Below are 3,757 nucleotides of genomic sequence, written 5' to 3' on the forward strand. Positions count from 1 at the left end.
CGCCCCTGAGCACGCAGGCGAGCGCCGCGCGCAGGCGCTCGCCGCCACTCAGGGCCGCGACGGGTTTGTCGGCGGCGGTGTTGCGGAACAGGAAGCGCGCCAGGGCCGCGCGGGCGGCGTTCTCGCCCAGCGCCGGATTGAGTCGGCGGAACGCCGCGACCAGGGTGACGTCATCGCCCAGCAGGGCCGTCTGCTGATCGAGGAACGCGGCGCGCACGCCCCGGCGGACCTGCCCGGCGGTGGGTTCCAGCTCGCCGGCCGCCAGCCTCAGCGCCGTGGTCTTGCCGGCGCCGTTGGGCCCCACGATCGCCACCCGCTCGGGACCGTCCAGGCGGAAGCTCAGGCCCGAGGGTCGGGCCGCCGCGCCGGGCCAGGCGAAGCCGGCCTCCTCGAACGCCAGGACAGACCGGCCCGCCGGCAGGCCCGACGGCGGCAGCTCGAAGGCCAGCGCGCGGACGCGTTCGACACGGGACTCGGCCGTGGCCAGGGTTTCCGCCGCGGCGGCCGTCAGCTTCTCGGCCAGGCGGCGTTCTCGGCCGCCGCTGTCCTCCGCGCGCTCGGCGCGGGCGTCGAGAAGCAGCTTGGGCGCATCGCCCCTCGCACGGGCGCGCCGCCCGGCGGCGTCGCGGCGGGCCTTGCGCTCGGCCGCTTGCTGGACCTCGCGCGCCACCCGGGCGGCCGCCTTGCCGGCCTCCGCCATGTCCCGGGCGGCGGCGGCCTCCATCTCGTTCTTGCGCGCGACATACAGATCGTAGCCGCCGCCGTAGACCTGTGCGCCCAGCGGGGAAAGCTCCACGATCCTGTCCATGCCGCGAAGCAGGGCGCGGTCGTGGCTGACGACGATGGCGCCGCCCTTCCACTGTGCAAGCGCCCGGGCGACCAGGCCGCGCGCCTCGGCGTCGAGGTTGTTGGTGGGCTCGTCCAGCACCAGCAGGTCGGGCCCAGCGGCCATCAGGCCGGCCAGGGCCGCCCGCGTCACCTGGCCGCCGCTCAGCGCGGCGGCGGGGCGGTCGAGGGCGAGACCGGCCAGGCCCACGTCCGCCAGGGCCGCATCGAGACGGGCCTCCAGGCTCCAGTCGATCTCGGCGAGGTCGGCTTCGGTCCCCTCCCCGGCTTCGATGCGGCGCAGGCGGGCGAGCGCGGCCTCGACCCCCAGCAGGGCGGCCACGGTCGCGCCGGGCGGCGGCTGGAACGCCTGGCGCAGCACGCCCAGCCGGCCGCGCACGCTCACCGCCCCGGCCGACGGTGAGAGCTCGCCCAGGATCAGCCGCAGCAGCGTGGACTTGCCCACGCCGTTGCGGCCCACGAGGCCCGTGCGCTCGGGCCCGAAGGCCAGGGTCAGGTTGTCGAAGAGGACGCGGCCGTCAGGCGTCGCGTAGCTGAGACCGTCGAGGATGACGAAGGCAGGCATGGGAGGAGGTCATCGCGGCGTGGACGTTCGGGGTGATCGGGTTGTCCAGCGCGCGCCGCATCGGCCTGCTCCTCGTGCGAGGGCGGTATCTAGGAGAGCCGGCGCCCGCCCGCAAGCGGGCGCCGCCGACGCCCTACGCCTCGGGGAAGGTCTCGCCGACCATCGCCTCGCTCAGGGCCCAGAGCGCGCGGGCCCGGTCCGGATCTAGGGCATAGGGGCGGACGCCACCCCGGAGCCCCTCCCCGTCCACGATCTCAGCCGCGTGGCAGTCCTCGCAATAGCGCCCGCCGACCGCCTCGGCGGGCGCGACCACGCCCGCCCACACGCTGGTGGCCGCCCCTTGCGGGATGGTCTTCCACGAGAATTCCTGCCCGCCGGCGTTGCGCATGTTGGCCACCAGGGCGTCCATCGTCTCCTGGGTCATGTGACGGCCGAGTTCGGTCTGGATGCCGCCGGGATGGACCGCCGTGGCGCGGACGCCTCGCGCCCGGTGTCGCCGGTCGAACTCGACGGCGAAGTGGATGTTGGCCGTCTTCGAGCGCCCATAGGCCACGAACTCGGCATACGGCGTGCGATCGAAGTTCGGGTCGTCCAGGTCCACGTCCGAGAAGCGGTGCCCCGCCGACGACAGGTTCACGAGCCGCGCGCCCGGCCCCAGCAACCCCGCGATGCGGTTGACCAGCACGAAGTGGCCCAGGTGGTTCGTGCCGAACTGGGTCTCGAACCCGTCGGCGGTCTTGCCGAACGGCGGCGCCATGACCCCGGCGTTGGCGATGACGAGATCGAAGGCCTCGCCGCGGGCGACCAGGGCGTCGGCGCAGGCGCGGACGCTGGCCAGCGACGCGAGGTCCAGTTCGATCAGCTCCAGCCCGCCGCCGTTGGCGGCGCCGGCCCGCACCGTCTCCGTGGCCTTGCGGGCCTTGTCGAGGTCGCGCGCAGCGCCGACCACGTGCGCCCCGCGGGCCGCGAGCGCGCGGGCGGTCTCGACGCCCAGGCCCGCCGACACGCCGGTGACGAGGATCCGCCGGCCGGAGAGGTCGACGCCGTCCAGGACCTCGTCGGTGGTGGACTGGGCGCCGAAGGCCTTGGTGGTGTTGGTCATAGTTCGTCTTTCTTCCGGAGTTTCGCCTGGCTTCCATCTGGGGCCGCACGGCGTTCGCCGCGCGCCCGTTCGTCGCGAAGTCTTGCCCGATCCTCTCAACCCCGCCGTGGAGGCGTCCACGCCCCTTGCGGCCGCGCTGCCGCGATCCGATCATGTCGTCATGCACGACATCCTGGCCGAGATGGGCGACCTCGCTGCAAGGCACACCTTCGGCGCGCGCCGGCAGACGCCTGTGCCGCGGGTGTCGCTGTTCCAGAGCTTCGCGCGGACGACCCTCCAGCCGGTGCTGTACGAGCCGATGCTCTGCGTCGTGATCCAGGGCGCCAAGGCGGTGACCATCGGCGACCGCCGCCTCCGCTACGATCCGGCCAGCTACGCCATCGGCTCGGTGGAGATACCCGTGACCAGCGGGGTGATCGAAGCCAGTGCGCAGCGGCCGTACCGCGCGGTCTCCCTCGGGCTGGACCGTGCGATCCTGGCCGGGCTGCTGCCGCAGGTGGACGGCGTTGCGATGGAGCCCACGCCCTTCGGCTTCGACGTCTGCCCGATGACGCCCGACCTCGCCGACGCCTGGCTGCGGCTGCTGCGGCTCCTCGACCGCCCGGCCGACATCCCCGTGCTGGCGCCCATGCTGGAGCGCGAGATCCTGTACCGCCTGCTCCAGGGCCCGCAGGCGCGCATGCTGCGCCAGATCGCGGCCGCCGACAGCCGCCTGTCGCAGGTGCGCCGGGCCATCGCCTGGATCCGCGAGCACTACAGCCAGCCCCTGCGGGTGGAGCATCTCGCCCGCCTGGCCGGGATGAGCGTCGCCACCTTCCATCGCCACTTCAAGGCGGCCACCGCGATGAGCCCGCTCCAGTTCCAGAAGACGCTCCGGCTGCAGCATGCCCGCAGCCTGCTCATCGCCGAGCCCGACGCCGCCCGGGCCGGCTACGCCGTCGGCTACGAGAGCGCCTCCCAGTTCAGCCGCGAGTACGCCCGGCTGTTCGGGTCGCCGCCCGCGCGGGACGCCCAGCGCCTCCGCCGCGACGCGGCCATGCCGGAGGGCGTCAGCGCGCCGTGACGCCGACCGACTGACGTTCTCGTGAGTCCGGAAACCAAAGCGTTCTGAAGGGGTTCTGACGGTCGGTTCCATAGGGGAGATCGACCTTGACCCACCGCCTTCCGGCTCTTCTGGCCGCGGCGCTGACCGCAGCGCCCCTGACCGCCGGGGCCCAGCCCGCCGCGCCGGCCACGGCGGCGGC

General features: G+C 74.1%; 3 protein-coding genes. 1 reads left to right on the plus strand and 2 read right to left on the minus strand.

Going from position 1 to position 3,757, the window contains the following annotated elements:
- Both WG212_RS13940 and WG212_RS13945 read right to left on the minus strand, forming a co-directional pair.
- The coding region (locus tag WG212_RS13940) for an ATP-binding cassette domain-containing protein (protein WP_337187712.1) at positions 1 to 1,411 on the minus strand (1,411 nt) is incomplete at its 3' end.
- A gap of 133 nt (positions 1,412 to 1,544) precedes the next feature.
- A complete protein-coding gene (locus WG212_RS13945) occupies positions 1,545 to 2,513 on the minus strand; it encodes an SDR family NAD(P)-dependent oxidoreductase (protein WP_337187713.1) in 969 nt (322 codons plus the stop codon).
- An 82-nt stretch (positions 2,514 to 2,595) separates the two neighbouring features.
- On the opposite strand from WG212_RS13945, the gene WG212_RS13950 reads away from it, so the two are divergent.
- Positions 2,596 to 3,576: an AraC family transcriptional regulator gene (locus WG212_RS13950; protein WP_337187714.1), complete on the plus strand. Its 981-nt coding sequence runs from the start codon at positions 2,596 to 2,598 to the stop codon at positions 3,574 to 3,576.
- Positions 3,577 to 3,757: the final 181 nt, after the last annotated feature.

It is taken from the genome of Phenylobacterium sp., from assembly GCF_037189685.1.
Classification (GTDB): Bacteria; Pseudomonadota; Alphaproteobacteria; order Caulobacterales; family Caulobacteraceae; genus Phenylobacterium.